This is a genomic window from Butyrivibrio sp. M55, assembly GCF_900116865.1.
Taxonomy (GTDB): Bacteria; Bacillota; Clostridia; order Lachnospirales; family Lachnospiraceae; genus Butyrivibrio.
The window spans coordinates 102615-118709 of record NZ_FPCD01000007.1; the positions used below are offsets into that span (position 1 = coordinate 102615).

The following is a 16095-nucleotide window of genomic DNA, read 5'->3' on the forward strand; positions in this document are numbered from 1 at the left end:
ATGACAGGAGATAAACGGATGCCGGATAACAGCAGAATGACAAAAAAGAATACGACAGCAAAGAGAATTCTTCCCACGGATATTCATGATTACATCAGAGTCCGCGGTGCAGATGAACATAACCTTAAACATGTGAGTGTTAAGATTCCGAGGGAGACTCTGACCGTTTTTACGGGACTTTCGGGATCGGGTAAGTCTTCGCTTGCTTTTGATACCATTTTTGCGGAAGGTCAGAGAAGGTACATGGAGTCGCTCTCATCTTACGCAAGAATGTTTCTGGGACAGATGGATAAGCCTAATGTCGAGAGGATCGAAGGACTTTCTCCTACAATCTCTATAGATCAGAAGTCCACTAACAAGAATCCCAGATCGACTGTGGGAACGGTTACCGAGATATACGATCACTTCAGATTGTTGTATGCAAGAATAGGTATACCGCATTGTCCTAACTGCGGAAGAGAGATAAGAAGACAGACGGTTGACGAGATGTGCGACCAGATCATGGCGCTCGGCGACGGAACCAAGCTCCAGCTTCTTGCACCTGTTGTAAGAGGCAAAAAAGGTGAGCATGCCAAGACTCTGGACAGGGCAAAAAGAGCGGGTTACGTCAGAGTAAGAATTGACGGAAGTCAGTATGAGCTTTCTGAAGAGATAAAGCTTGATAAGAACATCAAGCATAATATAGAAGTAATAGTTGACAGAATTGTCATAAGAGATGACAACGAGAATCTAAGGAAGAGACTTGCTGATTCAATAGAGAGTGCCCTGCAGCTTGCGGAGGGACTTCTTACTGTTGATGTGGTGGATGGAAAAGAGCTTAATTTCAGTCAGAATTTTGCTTGCCCCGATTGCGGGATCAGCATTCCCGAGATTGAACCCAGAAGTTTTTCATTCAATAATCCTTTCGGAGCCTGCCCTGACTGTGCGGGACTTGGATATAAGATGGAGTTTGACGAAGATCTCATGATCCCCGACAAGACTCTTTCAATAAATGACGGATGTATTGTTGTTATGGGATGGCAGTCTGCAAATAAGGAAGGAAGCTTTAGTAATGCGACTTTGAAAGCGCTCGCCAAAGCGTATAAGTTCAGCCTTGATACTCCTTTCTGCGATCTTCCCGAGAAGGTAAGACATATGCTCATACACGGAGCTGACAAGACTGTCAATGTTCATTACAAGGGTTCAAGAGGTGAGGGTGATTATCCGATTCTTTTTGACGGACTTATCAAGAATGTTGAACAGAGATACAGAGAGACTTTTTCTGAGACGGCGAAGGCTGAATATCAGGAGTTTATGAGAATCACTCCCTGTCAGCTTTGCGGCGGACAGAGACTTAAGAAGGAATCACTGGCGGTTACCATAGACGATAAGAATATCTATGAGATCACATCGATGTCTGTAGATGAACTTCAGAACTACCTTGAAAATCTAAAGCTTAGTGAGCATCAGGAACTTGTCGGTGCTCAGGTTCTGAAAGAAATCAGGGCGAGAGTGGGATTTCTTGTGGATGTAGGACTGGGTTATCTTTCGCTTTCGAGAGCCACGGGAACACTTTCGGGCGGCGAGGCGCAGAGAATAAGACTCGCTACACAGATCGGTTCGGGTCTTTGCGGAGTATGCTATATCCTTGATGAGCCGAGTATCGGACTTCATCAGAGGGATAACGATAAGCTTCTTAATACGCTCAAGAATCTCAGAGACCTTGGAAATACTCTTATTGTAGTAGAACATGATGAAGATACTATGAGAGAGGCTGACTATATTGTTGATGTGGGACCGGGGGCGGGCTCAAGAGGCGGTAAGATCGTTGCTACGGGAACTGCCGAAGATATCATGAAAGTCGAGGAGTCGATAACCGGCCAGTATCTGGCAGGCAAACTTAAGATCGACGTTCCGGAAGTCAGAAGAGAGCCGAAGGGATGGCTTAAGGTGCTCGGTGCGAGTGAGAATAACTTAAGAAATATAGATATTGATGTTCCGCTTGGCGTACTTACCATAGTTACGGGAGTTTCGGGCTCCGGAAAGAGCTCTTTTGTCAATGAGATACTCTACAAGCATCTTGCGAGAGATCTTAACAGGGCTAGATGTATACCCGGAAAACACAAGGGGATTGAAGGGCTTGAGCAGGTTGATAAGGTTATCGCTATCGATCAGTCGCCTATCGGAAGAACTCCGAGATCAAACCCCGCGACATATACGGGCGTGTTTGATATGATAAGGGATCTTTTTGCAGGTACTCCCGATGCGAAAGCAAGAGGATACAAGAAGGGAAGGTTCTCGTTTAACGTTAAAGGCGGAAGATGTGAAGCCTGCGGCGGTGACGGAATTATCAAGATTGAAATGCATTTCCTTCCGGATGTATATGTTCCGTGCGAGGTCTGCGGAGGAAAGCGTTATAACCACGAGACTCTTGAAGTCAGATATAAAGGAAAGAATATTTATGATGTTCTTGATATGACGGTTGAAGAGGCACTTACTTTCTTTGAAAATGTTAAGACGATTAAGAGAAAGATACAGACTCTTTACGATGTTGGACTTGGATATGTTAAGCTTGGACAGCCCAGTACAGAGCTTTCGGGTGGTGAGGCACAGAGAATTAAGCTTGCGACGGAGCTTAGTAAGGTGGGAACGGGCAAGACGGTCTATATTCTTGATGAGCCTACGACAGGACTTCATTTTGCCGATGTTCAGAAGCTTGTGAAGATAATGCATGAGCTGGTAGAGCAGGGAAATACGGTTGTTGTTATTGAGCATAATCTTGATGTCATCAAAACAGGAGATTACATCATAGATATGGGACCTGAAGGCGGCTCTGGCGGCGGAATGGTTGTTGCATGCGGAACGCCGGAAGAAGTTGCCAAGTGCAAGAAGTCATATACCGGAGCATACATAAAAAAGATGTTGAAAAAATAATGATTAATTTTAGCATGGCATTTCCTGAAATGCGCGTAATTTAAGGATTTGCGAAACTCTTTTTCGAGTATGCGGCTAAAATACTTAAGATTTTAACAGGATACTTAAGTTTTGATAGGAAATGTCCGATATTAATAGAGGTAGCCCCTTTTAAATCTTTATAAGATGGTTTATAATGGCAATGTATTATTAACATTTTATTATCCGCACTTATGCGCTAAAATAAATGAATGACACACAGTTTTGAAAGGGGTACCTTAAATTATGCAGTATGCAGACATCGGAATTGATTTAGGAACGGCATCTGTTCTCGTTTACATAAGAGGCAAGGGAGTAGTTCTTAAGGAACCTTCTGTAGTAGCTTATGACAGAGACACAGAGGAGATCAAGGCAATCGGTGAGGATGCGAGGCTTATGCTTGGCCGTACACCCGGTAATATTGTTGCCGTAAGACCTCTGAGACAGGGAGTTATCTCAAACTACAAGATCACTGAGCAGATGATGAGATACTTCATTAAGAAAGCTATCGGAAGGAAAATTCATAGAAAACCTTTTATCGCTGTATGTGTTCCCAGTGGAGCTACGGAAGTAGAGAAGAAAGCCGTAGAAGATGCTACAAGACTTTGCGGTGCGAGAGATGTTAAGACTATCGAGGAACCTATTGCAGCAGCGATCGGAGCAGGAATTGATATTACAAAGCCTTGCGGAAACATGATCGTTGATATAGGTGGCGGTACATCTGATATTGCAGTTATCTCACTCGGCGGAACGGTTGTAAGCACATCCGTCAAGGTCGCAGGAGATGATTTTGATGAGGCAATTGTTCGTTACATGAGAAAGAAGCACAATCTTCTTATCGGTGACAGAACTGCCGAAGATATAAAGATTAAGATCGGTTCAGCTTATCCGAGACCGGAAGATGATTTCCTGGATGTAAGAGGACGTAACCTTGTTACAGGTCTTCCCAAGACTGTAAGAGTATCTTCTGAAGAGACAGAAGAGGCACTCAGAGAGCCTACATCCCAGATCATCGAGGCTATTCACAGCGTTCTTGAGAATACACCTCCGGAACTTGCAGCGGATATTGCTGACAGAGGAATAGTTCTTACAGGTGGCGGAGCACTTCTTCGCGGACTTGAGGATCTTATCTATTCCAAGACCGGAATCAATACTATGACAGCAGAGGATCCTATGACAGCGGTTGCCATCGGAACCGGCCGTTATGTAGAGTTTATTGTAGGTTATCATCAGGATTGATGATCTGCGATAATATATATCAAGGATTGAACTATAAAGAATAACCAGGATGGTATGAGGGAAAGAGAATGGTAAAAGGTCTTTATACTGCTTACACAGGAATGATCAACGAGCAGCACAGAATGGATGTGCTGACCAACAATCTTGCCAATGCCAACACAAACGGTTTTAAGAAGGAAGGCACAACATCACAGTCTTTCAGTGATCAGCTTGCGCTTAAAATTAAAGATTATACTGATGCCCCGTTCACTGCGCGTGGACTGGGCATTATTAATCCGGGTGTAAAGATTGGCGAAGGCTATGTTGATTGGTCCGAAGGTCCCATGAAAGAGACCGGAAACAAATATGACATGGCTATCGGCGGATATGGTTTCTTTGGAATCGAATATACGAACAAGGCTAAGAATATTGAGAGAGATCTTCCGAATCAGACCAATATAATGTATACCAGAGACGGTAACTTTACGGTTACAGCCGAGGGAGAGCTTGTTACTCAGGACGGAGACTTTGTTCTTTCACAGGACGGAGGACATATTGAACTTGATCCGTCACTTCCCGTAGAAGTCAGCATGAACGGTAATATTGTACAGGACGGTGAGGTTGTTGCCCAGATCGGAATATTTGATTTTGAGAAGACAACATATCCTGACGGACGTATCTCATATGACAATCTTGAGCACTACGGAGAAAATATGTATATTCCCGTAAACGGAGCCAATCCTATAGAGGGAACCGGACGTGTTTACTCGGGATTTTTGGAGCAGTCAAATGTTTCTGTTGTTGATGAGATGGTAAATATGATTGCGGTTCAGAGAAACTACGATACAAACCAGAGAATGATCACAACAATCGATGATACACTTGATATTGCCGCAAATCAGCTTGGCAGACTTTCATAAAGTTTTTGATCGATTAAAAAATTTATACTTTTTTTATAAAGTATCACGGCCTTTGTGCCGATACATACCAAAGAGAGGGAGGTATGTCTATGGTTAGAAGTTTATGGTCAGCGGCAACAGGAATGAATGCCCAGCAGACAAACGTAGATACTATATCGAACAACCTTGCAAACGTTAATACAGTCGGATATAAAGCTCAGGGAGCACAGTTTAAGTCTCTTTTATATCAGGAGCTTCAGACAGTTACAACTACAGCAAACGGCGAACCTAAGCCAACCAATTCACAGGTGGGACTTGGTACCCGTACATCTTCAATAAATCAGTTCTTTAAACAGGGATCTTTGCAGAACAACGACAATCCTGCAGCTCTTGCTATAAGCGGTGACGGTTTCTTTGCTTATACAGCAGCTGACGGAGAGACTGTTCAGTATACCAGAAACGGTAATTTCACATGGGCTCTTCAGGAGACGGGCGGAACAACGCTTGAGCTTACAACAGCTGAGGGTAATCCGGTTCTTGGAATTGACGGCAATCCTATCGTGGTTGACGGAAATGCCATAGCGAGCAGAATTGAGATTGGCGGAGACGGCAAGATCTATTATCCTGATGATGAGGGCGTTCCTCAGGCACTCGGACCTCAGATTGGCCTTTGGCAGTTCCGTAACAGGGAAGGCCTTGAGAGAGTGGGTGGAGCAGCATGGCAGGAGACCGCAGCAAGCGGAGAACCTATTCTTGAAGCTGATGCAGCCGGAGAGGTTAAGCTTAGCACAATTGAACAGGGATACCTTGAAGGCTCCAACGTTAACGTAGCAACAGAGATGGTCAATCTTATCGTTGCACAGAGAGCTTACGAGATGAACTCAACTGCAATTCAGACAACAGACGAGATGATGCAGACTGCAAATGGTCTTAAGAGATAATTGATGGAGAATAGCCATGGCAGGATTTGATATCAGTGGTATAAATGCAACCGGCATAACTGAATATGCAATGCGTGAGAGCAAGAATGCCTCTACTGAAGCTCTTAAAAATAAGCTCGAGCAGACAAACGAGAAGTCTTCCGATGACGAGCTTTGGGCTGCATGTAAAGGCTTTGAGTCGTATTTCCTTGAGCAGATATTTAAGGAGATGCAGAAGTCTGTAGATGCTCTTAAGCCTGAAAAGTCAGATAATTCAACATCTACTCTGGTTGATTTTTTCAAAGATCAGACACTTCAGGATGTATGTGCGACATCAGTTGATAAGCAGAGTAACGGATTTGCTCAGATGCTCTATGAGAATCTCAAGAGAAATTATGATATTCCGGAGGCTCCTGCAGAGAATAAGACAGAGGGATCCAATTCTTAAGAAATCTTAAGAATCGGATCCTTTTTCTTATGCTATACTATTCACTATGGAAAAAGAAAACGTTAAGGGATATATTGAGCATTTTATTTACAGAAATGCGGAAAATGGATATTCGGTGGCTAATATTGTCACGGAAGATGATGAGATCACCTGCATAGGAAATTTCAAGGATGCGGATGTCGGAGATACTTTGGAGATGGAGGGAGTGTATGTTGAACACCCTGTCTACGGCCATCAGCTCAAAGTTGATTCTTACAAGATAGTTGTACCCGACGACGCGGTCTCAATGCAGAGATATCTAGGGTCCGGAGCGATAAAGGGAATAGGAGAAGCTCTTGCCGCAAGGATCGTCAAAAAATTCGGATCGGATACCTTCAGAATAATAGAAGATGAGCCTGAAAGACTTGCTGAGATCAAGGGGATCAGCGAGAAGAAGGCAATTGATATATCTATCCAGATGGCGGATAAAAGAGAAATGCGCGATGCGATGATCTTTTTGCAGCAGTATGGAATAACAAATGCTATGGCAGTCAAGATATACAACAGGTACGGAACGCAGATTTACGGGATTATTAAAGAAAATCCGTACAAGCTTGCGGATGACATAGCCGGAATCGGATTTAAAATAGCAGATGATATTGCGGAAAAAGTTGGTATTTGTGTAGATTCAGAGTACAGGATCAGGAGTGGTATTATGTACACTCTTTTGCAGGGGACGATGGATGGAAATACTTATCTTCCCATGAAAGAGCTTGCATATAAGACATCGCTTCTTTTACAGAATAGTCCGGAGGATGTGATTGATACGGATGACATAATGACGCAGATCCAAAACCTTATCATGGACCAAAAGCTTGTGTGTAAGGGTGAAGACAATGTGTACGCGTCTTCATATTTCTATGAGGAGCAGGGATGTGCAGCGATGCTGCATGATCTTAATATATCGGAAAAAATCGGCCCTCAGGAAGAGGAGCTTTATAAAAAACGCATCTTGGAAATTGAACACAAAAAGGGAATCGAGCTCGACGACCTTCAGAGAGATGCGGTCATAAAGAGTATTGCAAACGGAGTGGTAATAATAACCGGAGGTCCGGGAACAGGTAAGACCACTACAATAAATACCATAATAAACTACTATGCTTCGGAAGGGCTCGATATCATGCTTGCAGCACCCACAGGACGTGCAGCTAAGCGTATGACTGAGGCTACGGGTTACGAAGCAAAGACGATTCACAGACTTCTCGAAGTTACAGGCCAGGTCGAGGATGATGAGAGACGCCAGGGCGTAAAGTTTGAGAGGAACAGAGATAATCCGCTTGAAACGGATGCACTTATAATCGATGAGATGTCCATGGTTGACACGCATCTTTTTAACGCACTTCTAAGGGCGCTTGTGCCCGGAGTTCACCTGATACTTGTTGGCGACAGTTCGCAGCTTCCGAGCGTAGGACCGGGACAGGTTCTCGGGGATTTGATATCAAGTGGCAAGTTTCCTACGATCTTTCTTAAGAAGATATTCAGACAGGCGGAGGAAAGTGACATTGTAATGAATGCTCACAGAATCCACAGAGGAGAGAAGCCTGTTCTTGATAATAAGAGTAAGGATTTCTTTTTCTTGGAGAGAAATGACGCTGATGTCATATATAAGCATATGATCCAGCTCATAAGGGATAAACTTCCCGGATATGTCAAAGCTTCGCCATATGACATTCAGGTTCTTACGCCGATGAAAAAAGGTCCGCTCGGTGCGATACAGCTTAACCTCGTTCTTCAGAAATATCTGAATCCGCCTGATTCTTCCAAGAAAGAGCATGCATACGGCGACCTCATCATAAGAGAGGGCGACAAAGTAATGCAGATAAGGAATAATTATCAGGCAAAGTGGGAAGTTGTCGGCAAATATAATATTCCTGTTGATTCCGGAATGGGCGTGTACAACGGAGATATGGGAATTGTCAAAGAAATAAATGAATATTCTCAGGATATCGTAGTGGAATTTGACGAACACAGAAGAGTAAGGTATCCTTTTTCCGAGCTTGATGAAATAGAACTGTCTTATGCGATAACGATACACAAGTCCCAGGGCAGTGAGTATCCGGCGGTTATTCTGCCTATTCTTGGCGGCCCCAGGATGCTTCTTAACAGGAACCTTCTCTATACGGCTGTTACAAGAGCCAGGAGCACGGTCTGCGTCCTCGGAAGCAGTAAGACGCTCTGCGAGATGACGGAAAATGAAGAGCAGCTTAAGAGATATACGGGACTTGCGGATAGGATAAAAGAAATATTTGATGCAGACAGTAACTAAAGAAATAAAAGACATATTTTGTGTGGTAAAAGAAATTGTCTACCCGGGAAGATGTCCTGTATGCGACGGAATATTAAATACTTTTGAGATTAGAAACGGCAGGATAAAAAGAGGGCGTATTATTCATGAAGGCTGCATAAAAAAAATCAAGTTTGTAAAAGCTCCGACATGCATAAAATGTGGGAAAGGACTTACGGGTGCGGATGCTGACAGAGAGTATTGCGATGACTGTGCAAAAATGAAGCATGCGTATGACAGAGGTTTTTCTCTTTTTCAATATAGGAGTGTTTCCGGATCTGTTTACAGATTCAAGTATATGGGGAGGCAGGAATATGCGGATTTTTATGCAAGGGCAACCAAAAAGGCTCTTGGTAAGAAGCTTTCCGGTCTTGGCATCGATCTGATAGTGCCTGTTCCTATGTATACGCGTAAGGAGGCAGAGAGAGGATACAACCAGGCTGAGGTCTATGCAAGGAAAGTGTCTGAAATGCTTGATATACCAATGAGGGCAGACCTTATTCAAAGAAGCAGAAACACTTTGCCCATGAAGAATCTGGATGTCCGCGGGCGGCGCAATAATTTGAAAAAGGCTTTTAATATACAACGAAATGATGTAAAATTTAAGTGCATACTTATTATCGATGACATCTACACAACGGGAAGTACCATTGATGAGATTGCCCGTTTGTTAAGATTGGCCGGAGCTGAAAAAGTTTATTTTTTAACACTCGCAATCGGGCAAACTACATAGTCTAGCGGAGGTCATGTATATGAACTTACGAAATTGTTCCAGATGTGGCAAAATGTTCAATCATATCGGTGGTCCTACGATATGCGATCAGTGTAAGAAGGCTATTGAAGAGGATTTCCAGAAGGTTAAGCAGTACATCCAGGATAATCCCACCGCAAGTCTCAGGCAGATCGCAGACGATAATGAGGTTTCCTCCAAGCAGATTCAACAGTGGATACGTGAAGAGAGGCTTATGTTTTCAGAACACTCACCAATTCAGCTTCAATGCGAGAATTGCGGAGCGTCAATTTTAACAGGAAGATTCTGTGCTAAATGTAAGACATCAATGGCAAACAATCTGGCAACAAGCTTCGCAAAGCCTAAACCGGTGATGCAGGAGCAGATTAAGAAAGACAACAAAGCCGGAATGCGTTTCCTGGATACTTAAGGAGCAAAGATGTTAAATGAAGAGAAAGTCATTTTGATGACCAAGATGGCTGCATTTATTGATCGTGAAGGAAAAAATAATGACGCGATAAACTCTTATTTTAAGAGTGATTACGTGGCTTTTAATGTTATAAAGTCGCTTATTAGTGCAACGATTGTTTTCGCGGTATTTATCGCTGCATATGTCTTATACGATTTTGAAAAAGTGTTATCTGATGTATATAATACGGAAAATCTTATTGCAACCGGCAGGAGGTGGCTAATATACTACCTCCTGCTTGTTGGCGTGTATTCGCTTGCTTCATATATAATATATTCTTATCGCTATTCCAGAATGCGAAGGAGTATGAGAGCATATTATGAAAATTTAAAGAAACTGGCAAGAATGTACGAAAAGGAACAGTGACATGACTTCATTATTAGAATTAAAGATTTATATCAAAAAATTTTATATCAAAAACGAGGTTTACATTAGCTACGCGTGGAAATTCCTTTTGGCACTTATCACAATCTGCATAATAAACAGCAAATTGGGATACATGGACAGCCTTAAGAATTTTGTGATAGTTCTGATGGCATCGCTGCTGTGTTCTATTCTCACGCCTAATTGCATAGTATTTATCGCGGCGTTATTTATCACGGGACATCTTTTTGAACTGTCTTCGGAATGCGCACTTTTCGCACTTATAGTGTTTGTGCTTATGTTCTTGTTGTATTTCAGGTTCTCGCCTAAAGATACACTTGCGGTTCTTTTGACCCCGCTGTTTTTCTTTATGCATATACCGTATGTGATGCCTTTGGCTATGGGACTTTTGGGTGGCCCTACATCAATGGTGTCCGTGTCATTCGGACTTATCATTTCATATATGCTTGCTTTCTTCTCCAAGAACTCACAGTCTTTCGGAAGTGAGGGTGTAGAGGAAGCTGCCAATGCATTCCAGTCTGTAATAACAGGACTGTTGGGTGATAAAGCAATGATCGTTTCGATAGTTGCATTTTCAATAACTATCGCTATTGTATACGCTATTCGCAGATCTTCTGTTGATAAGTCATGGAAGATTGCAATAATTGCCGGAGCCGTTTCACTTATCATGTGTACTATGATCGGAGATCTTATCTACGATACACAGATGTCTCTCGGCGGAGTTGTTGTCGGAACAATTATTTCCGCACTTCTCATGTTTGTGGTTGAGTTTTTTGCATTCAATCTGGACTACAGCAGGACTGAGAAAGTTCAGTTTGAAGATGATGAATATTATTATTATGTAAAGGCGGTACCAAAGGTTACAGTTTCTACGCCGGAAAGGAAGGTTAAGAAGATCAACCGTGCAATGGATCAGCATAGGTGATTTTTTAGAGGATTGATATGGAAACAGTTCAGCAGTTTTTTGATCTTGAAGCGTTTCGTATACCTTCCGTGAGACCTACTGATATTCTGGAGATACTTATTATCGCGTTTCTGGTTTATCATGTTTTGTTGTGGGCAAAAAACTCCAGACTTTGGTCTATGCTTAAAGGCGTAATAGTCATTATTGCATTCATCCTGTTTGCGGAATTTTTCCAGATGAATACAATATTGTGGATTGTTGGAAATTTCTTTAACGTTATCATCATAGTAGTAGTTATTATATTGCAGCCTGAGCTTCGAAGAGCGTTGGAAGAGCTTGGAAGAAAGAACTTCTTCTCGAATGCATTCTTCTTTGGAGATATGAAGTTCCAGGAGCGTTTTTCTGATAAGACACTTAATGAGATCGTAAGGGCCTGTGTCGAAATGTCAAAAGTTCGTACGGGAGCACTTATTGTTATTCAGCAGGATTTTTCACTTGCAGAATTTGAGAGAACAGGTATAGCTGTTGACGGAATTGTTACGAGTCAGCTTCTTATAAATATTTTTGAACATAACACACCTCTTCATGACGGTGCTGTAATAATACGCGGAGACAGAGTTGTATCCGCGACATGTTACCTTCCTTTGTCAGATAACATGGGAATTGGTAAAGAACTTGGAACAAGACACCGTGCGGGTATCGGTGTATCTGAAGTGACTGATTCACTTACTATCATTGTTTCCGAGGAAACAGGAAAGATAAGCGTTGCATATGAAGGCGAACTCGATAAATCTGTCGACAGTGACAGACTAAGAGACAGGCTTAAGGTCTTGCAGAACAAGCATGCGGAAGAAACGCATATTAAGCACTTTGCCAGAAAGGCCAGGGTGAAGAGATGAAGAAGATCATGTCAAATTTTGGGCTTAAGCTTGCTTCGCTGGTATTTGCTGGTGTTATATGGTTGTCTGTGACAAATAATCAGGACCCTCAGATTTCAAGGCAGATCAGAGATGTTCAGGTCAGGATTGTCGATAACAGTAATTATTTAAAGAATAATAATCTTGTCGGATGGGCAGTGGATTCATCAGACCTTAGCCAGAGTGTAAAGGTCAAAGGAAAGAAATCTATAGTTGATACATTGACCAACAATGATATAAAACTGGTAGCGGATTTGAAAAATCTGCCTGTTCAAGGTACCGACAGCACAGTAAGAGCAATACCTATTGAAGCAGTGGTAGAGAATAACAACGGTACAGATATCGTGGATATAGAGTTAAGTAACGATAAGCTGGAGTACAACGTTGAAAAGAAGATAAGCAAGACGCTTGAACTCAAGCCTGTTCAGATCGGACATCCCGATGATAAATATATTGTCGGTGATAAGGCAATTGAGCTTGATCAGGTTAAGATAGAAGGCCCCGAATCGGTGGTCAACAATGTTACGAAAGCAACAGCGGAGATAGATGTAGCGGGGCTTACACGTACAATGAACGTAACCGCCAATATCGTACTTCGTGATAAGAACGATGAAGTTGTCGAGACAAATGATGTTGATGCTTCACGTGTAAAGATTATAAATAATAATGGAAAACCCACTGTAAGGGCGGAAGTTGAGATACTTGAAGGTAAATTTGTGCCGATCAAGTGCGTTGTATCGGGAGAACCCGCAGACGGTTATGCGGTTACCGGAACAGTGAGTACGCCTGATAAGATTCAGATAGCAGGTGATTCAAAAGTTATATCTAAGATAAAAGAGATCACGATAAACGACTCTGAGCTTGATATAGCGGGTAGAACACAGGATCTTAACTATACCGTGGAACTTGATAAATATCTTCCCGATGGCGTTCGTTTCGGCGAGGATTCAAAAGCAAAAGCAACGGTAGTGGTAAGTATCGGTAAGTTATCATCCAAAAACTTTGCGGTTGATATAAAGAATATCAGTGTTGAGAACCCTGTTCAGGGATATGATATTAAAGTTGATACCAATGAATATGATTCCGTAGCGCTTACTCTTCTTGGTATGGATTCTGCGCTTGCAGCTGTTGATGAGAATACTTTAAAAGGTTCTGTCGACGCTACGCAGTTAATCAAAGAAAATGGCACAGAAACACTGAGAGATGGTGTTTACAGCGCAAAGGTTAAATGGAACAACCTTCCTGAAGGGGTTAAAGCTTCGGACGACGTTGAAGTATACGTTCGTGTTAATAAAACTAATTAAATGAGGTTATTTCGATGGGCAGATTATTTGGAACAGATGGTGTAAGAGGCGTAGCAAATGATGAGTTGACACCGCTTCTTGCAATGCAGCTTGGACAGGCAGGAGCCTATGTTCTTTCAAAAGAAGTTAACCACAGACCGACCATTATGGTGGGATGTGATACAAGATTATCGGGAGATATGCTTGCAAGTGCACTTATGGCAGGTGCATGTTCTGTAGGCGCAGATGTAGTAAATGTAGGAGTTATCCCTACTCCCGCCGTTGCATATCTTACAAGAAAATACAGAGTTGATGCCGGCGTAGTTATTTCGGCTTCACATAATCCTATGGAATTTAATGGGATAAAGTTTTTTGATGCAAATGGTTATAAGCTTCCTGATGAACTTGAGGATGAGATCGAGGCACTTATCAAGAACAACATGGAAGGTGTTAAGATGCCTACCGGTGCAGGAGTCGGCAAGATCAAGAACAGAAGTGATGCAAAAGAAGAATATATAAATCACAATCTTAGAGCAGTTGATATCAGTCTTGCAGGAATGAAGATCGTTATGGATTGTGCTGAGGGTGCTTCATATTATACCTCTGTTGAGGCAATAAGGCAGTTAGGTGCAGAAGTGGTTGTGATCCATAACAATCCCGACGGAACCAACATTAATGCAGGATGCGGCTCGACTCATATGGAAGAGCTTATGGGAAGAGTTGTTACCGAGAAGGCAAATATCGGACTTGCTTTCGACGGAGACGCTGACAGGTTCCTTGCTGTTGATGAAAAAGGTAAGATGGTTGACGGTGACGAGATAATGGCTATTATCGGTAAGTTTATGAAGGATAACGGTAAACTTGCCAAGAATACAATCGTTGCCACTGTAATGAGTAACCTTGGATTTTTTAAGATGGCTGAGAGAGAAGGCATCCAGGTTGATAAGACTAAGGTCGGTGACCGTTATGTGCTTGAGCATATGAAAGAGATCGGCGCAAACCTTGGTGGAGAGCAGTCGGGACACATCATTTTCCTCGATGACAATACTACCGGAGACGGTCTGTTGTCGGCTTTGCATCTTCTTGAAGTTATGGTAGTTACAGGCAAGCCGCTTTCAGAGCTTTCACAAGTTATGGAAGTAATGCCTCAGGCATTGGTAAACGCACATGTTCCTACACACAAGAAAGATGCGTTCATGGAATATCCTGAGATTGCAAGTGCTATCGCAGAACTTGAAAAAGAATTTGCGGGGGACGGAAGAGTGCTTATAAGACCTTCGGGAACAGAACCGCTTGTAAGAGTAATGATCGAAGGTAAGGAGCAGACTAAGATTGATGAAGAAGCTAAAAAGCTTGCGAAGTTGATCGAGGAGGTTATGTTATAAATGGTTAGTAAGAAGGTAGTCATTACAAACCCTACAGGTTTGCACTTGAGACCTGCGGGAAATCTTTGTAAAGTGGCTATGAATTTTAAATCACATATAACTTTTTCGTACGGCGACAATGTTGCCAATGCAAAAAGTGTTTTGAGTGTTCTCGGCGCTTGCGTTAAATGTGGCGACGAACTTGAGTTTAATTGTGAAGGCCCCGATGAAGAAGAAGCCATGAGTGCAATGGTTGAAGCAATCGAGGGAGGACTTGGCGAATAAGCCGTACATGTGATAATATGTGTCACATGCGCAGATTGACAAGAATATAAGGCGGACGGCAGTTATGCCGTCCGTTTGCTGAGTTAACTACAAGATTTATTTATACAGGAAGTAAAAGGGAGTAGCGATGGATAAGATAATTGTTACGGGATGTAACGGACAGCTTGGAAGAGCGATAAACAAGGAACTTGGAGCAACAGGAAAATATGAGATCGTAAATACCGATGTGTTTGAGGGAGAGGGAATTATTCCTTTGGACATTACAAATGTTGATTCCGTAATTAAGCTTGTTAAGGACGTTAAGCCCAAGGCAGTGATAAATTGCGCTGCATATACCGCAGTAGATAAGCAGGAGAGTGATGTTGATCTCTCATATAAGATTAATGCCATTGGACCAAGAAATCTGGCTATAGCATCTACAGAAGTTGGTGCAAAGCTTGTACATGTATCTACAGACTATGTATTTGCGGGAAATGCAACAAAGCCGTACACAGAGTTTGATGCTACAGGCCCTGTGAGTGTTTATGGTAAGACAAAACTTGCCGGAGAAGAGTTTGTAAAGCAGTTTGCGAAAAACTACTTTATTATCAGAACTGCATGGCTTTACGGAGACGGCAAGAACTTTGTAAAGACAATGCTTAAGTTGTCTGAGAATCACGACGAGATAAGCGTTGTAAACGATCAGCTTGGTAATCCTACAAGCACAACTGAGCTTGCAAAAGCTATTCATTATCTTATGAATACGGAGAATTACGGAATTTTCCACGGAACATGCGAAGGCGATACAAACTGGGCTGATTTCACAGAAGAAATTTTCAGAATTGCAGGAAAGAAAACTAAGGTCAATCATGTGACCACAGCGGAATATCAGGCAAAGAATCCTCAGTCCGCACCCAGACCGGCATACAGCATCTTGGAGAATTATATGTTGAAACTTACAACAGACTTCATGTTTGCCGACTGGCACGATGCAATTGAGCAGTACCTTAAGGAACTTTTGTAATAATAGTGAAATTGAGC

Annotated in this window: 15 protein-coding genes; all 15 read left to right on the forward strand. The window is 42.4% G+C overall.

Annotated features, from left to right (window positions below; translation table 11 throughout):
- Window positions 1-36: 36 nt before the first annotated feature.
- The 15 genes from uvrA (at window position 37) to rfbD (ending at window position 16078) form a co-directional block, all read left to right on the forward strand.
- On the forward strand, window positions 37-2913 hold the full coding sequence (uvrA, locus tag BM398_RS09815; protein ID WP_092337532.1) for an excinuclease ABC subunit UvrA: 2877 nt from the start codon (window positions 37-39) through the stop codon (window positions 2911-2913).
- Between the two features lie 264 nt (window positions 2914-3177).
- Window positions 3178-4170 carry a rod shape-determining protein gene (locus BM398_RS09820; protein ID WP_026656599.1) on the forward strand — a complete coding sequence of 331 codons (993 nt, stop codon included), beginning with the start codon at window positions 3178-3180 and terminating at the stop codon, window positions 4168-4170.
- Window positions 4171-4238: 68 nt separating this feature from the next.
- On the forward strand, window positions 4239-5069 hold the full coding sequence (locus BM398_RS09825; protein ID WP_026656600.1) for a flagellar hook-basal body protein: 831 nt from the start codon (window positions 4239-4241) through the stop codon (window positions 5067-5069).
- 89 nt (window positions 5070-5158) lie between these two features.
- Window positions 5159-5989 carry a flagellar hook-basal body protein gene (locus BM398_RS09830; protein WP_092337502.1) on the forward strand — a complete coding sequence of 277 codons (831 nt, stop codon included), beginning with the start codon at window positions 5159-5161 and terminating at the stop codon, window positions 5987-5989.
- Window positions 5990-6005: 16 nt separating this feature from the next.
- Window positions 6006-6416 carry a hypothetical protein gene (locus BM398_RS09835; RefSeq protein ID WP_092337503.1) on the forward strand — a complete coding sequence of 137 codons (411 nt, stop codon included), beginning with the start codon at window positions 6006-6008 and terminating at the stop codon, window positions 6414-6416.
- Between the two features lie 46 nt (window positions 6417-6462).
- Window positions 6463-8721 carry an SF1B family DNA helicase RecD2 gene (recD2, locus tag BM398_RS09840; protein WP_092337504.1) on the forward strand — a complete coding sequence of 753 codons (2259 nt, stop codon included), beginning with the start codon at window positions 6463-6465 and terminating at the stop codon, window positions 8719-8721.
- Window positions 8705-9472, forward strand: coding sequence for a ComF family protein (locus BM398_RS09845; protein ID WP_092337505.1), 768 nt, complete (start codon window positions 8705-8707; stop codon window positions 9470-9472). The genes recD2 and BM398_RS09845 overlap by 17 nt, the downstream gene beginning before the upstream one ends.
- A 19-nt stretch (window positions 9473-9491) precedes the next feature.
- Entirely contained in the window at window positions 9492-9899 is a 408-nt protein-coding gene (locus BM398_RS09850; RefSeq protein WP_092337506.1) for a flagellar protein, read from the forward strand.
- Window positions 9900-9908: 9 nt separating this feature from the next.
- Window positions 9909-10304: a hypothetical protein gene (locus tag BM398_RS09855; RefSeq protein WP_026656605.1), complete on the forward strand. Its 396-nt coding sequence runs from the start codon at window positions 9909-9911 to the stop codon at window positions 10302-10304.
- Between the two features lies 1 nt (window position 10305).
- A complete protein-coding gene (locus BM398_RS09860) occupies window positions 10306-11247 on the forward strand; it encodes a hypothetical protein (RefSeq protein WP_092337507.1) in 942 nt (313 codons plus the stop codon).
- A 17-nt stretch (window positions 11248-11264) separates the two neighbouring features.
- Window positions 11265-12125, forward strand: a complete 861-nt coding sequence (gene cdaA / locus BM398_RS09865) for a diadenylate cyclase CdaA (RefSeq protein ID WP_026656607.1) — start codon at window positions 11265-11267, stop codon at window positions 12123-12125.
- Window positions 12122-13447, forward strand: a complete 1326-nt coding sequence (locus tag BM398_RS09870; protein ID WP_092337508.1) for a CdaR family protein — start codon at window positions 12122-12124, stop codon at window positions 13445-13447. Before cdaA ends, BM398_RS09870 begins: the two co-directional genes overlap by 4 nt.
- A gap of 14 nt (window positions 13448-13461) precedes the next feature.
- Entirely contained in the window at window positions 13462-14811 is a 1350-nt protein-coding gene (gene glmM / locus BM398_RS09875; protein ID WP_026656609.1) for a phosphoglucosamine mutase, read from the forward strand.
- Window positions 14812-15075 carry an HPr family phosphocarrier protein gene (locus tag BM398_RS09880; RefSeq protein WP_026656610.1) on the forward strand — a complete coding sequence of 88 codons (264 nt, stop codon included), beginning with the start codon at window positions 14812-14814 and terminating at the stop codon, window positions 15073-15075.
- A 127-nt stretch (window positions 15076-15202) separates the two neighbouring features.
- Window positions 15203-16078, forward strand: a complete 876-nt coding sequence (gene rfbD, locus BM398_RS09885) for a dTDP-4-dehydrorhamnose reductase (protein WP_092337509.1) — start codon at window positions 15203-15205, stop codon at window positions 16076-16078.
- Window positions 16079-16095 lie beyond the last annotated feature (17 nt).

Bases quoted from the DNA above. Each gene is read 5' to 3' on its own strand.
- uvrA (WP_092337532.1), top strand. From the start codon at position 37: ATGACAAAAAAGAATACGACAGCAAAGAGAATTCTTCCCACGGATATT.
- BM398_RS09820 (WP_026656599.1), top strand. From the start codon at position 3,178: ATGCAGTATGCAGACATCGGAATTGATTTAGGAACGGCATCTGTTCTC.
- BM398_RS09825 (WP_026656600.1), top strand. From the start codon at position 4,239: ATGGTAAAAGGTCTTTATACTGCTTACACAGGAATGATCAACGAGCAG.
- BM398_RS09830 (WP_092337502.1), top strand. From the start codon at position 5,159: ATGGTTAGAAGTTTATGGTCAGCGGCAACAGGAATGAATGCCCAGCAG.
- BM398_RS09835 (WP_092337503.1), top strand. From the start codon at position 6,006: ATGGCAGGATTTGATATCAGTGGTATAAATGCAACCGGCATAACTGAA.
- recD2 (WP_092337504.1), top strand. From the start codon at position 6,463: ATGGAAAAAGAAAACGTTAAGGGATATATTGAGCATTTTATTTACAGA.
- BM398_RS09845 (WP_092337505.1), top strand. From the start codon at position 8,705: ATGCAGACAGTAACTAAAGAAATAAAAGACATATTTTGTGTGGTAAAA.
- BM398_RS09850 (WP_092337506.1), top strand. From the start codon at position 9,492: ATGAACTTACGAAATTGTTCCAGATGTGGCAAAATGTTCAATCATATC.
- BM398_RS09855 (WP_026656605.1), top strand. From the start codon at position 9,909: ATGTTAAATGAAGAGAAAGTCATTTTGATGACCAAGATGGCTGCATTT.
- BM398_RS09860 (WP_092337507.1), top strand. From the start codon at position 10,306: ATGACTTCATTATTAGAATTAAAGATTTATATCAAAAAATTTTATATC.
- cdaA (WP_026656607.1), top strand. From the start codon at position 11,265: ATGGAAACAGTTCAGCAGTTTTTTGATCTTGAAGCGTTTCGTATACCT.
- BM398_RS09870 (WP_092337508.1), top strand. From the start codon at position 12,122: ATGAAGAAGATCATGTCAAATTTTGGGCTTAAGCTTGCTTCGCTGGTA.
- glmM (WP_026656609.1), top strand. From the start codon at position 13,462: ATGGGCAGATTATTTGGAACAGATGGTGTAAGAGGCGTAGCAAATGAT.
- BM398_RS09880 (WP_026656610.1), top strand. From the start codon at position 14,812: ATGGTTAGTAAGAAGGTAGTCATTACAAACCCTACAGGTTTGCACTTG.
- rfbD (WP_092337509.1), top strand. From the start codon at position 15,203: ATGGATAAGATAATTGTTACGGGATGTAACGGACAGCTTGGAAGAGCG.